At 36.7% G+C, this 245-nt stretch carries 1 pseudogene; it reads right to left on the bottom strand.

What is annotated here, in order from left to right:
* Window positions 1-245 (bottom strand): annotated as a pseudogene (locus SB679_RS25805) (MFS transporter); the annotation flags it as partial.

Here is a 245-nt window from a genome sequence, read left to right as displayed (position 1 = left end):
CATCAGGCTTCGCTTTAAAGTAAAGTGAAGCATAAAAGTAAATAACAGGAATACATGCGAAAATAAAGGCATCTGTACTGTCGCTTCCAAAGATATTGTTAGGAATAAACCAACCAATTCCTCCGGCTATGATGGCTGGAACAAATACTTTAAGCATAATTTCAGAAAGTTTTGTATCTCCTTCCTGTACAGGCTTCATTTGTGCTGCATGGATATAGTGTTTTCTTCCGATGGTAAAAATAACC

Source organism: Chryseobacterium sp. SIMBA_029 (assembly GCF_046535275.1).
In the GTDB taxonomy this organism is placed as follows: domain Bacteria; phylum Bacteroidota; class Bacteroidia; order Flavobacteriales; family Weeksellaceae; genus Chryseobacterium.
Note: the sequence above shows the minus strand (reverse complement) of the source record. Positions and strands in the feature narration are given on the sequence as shown.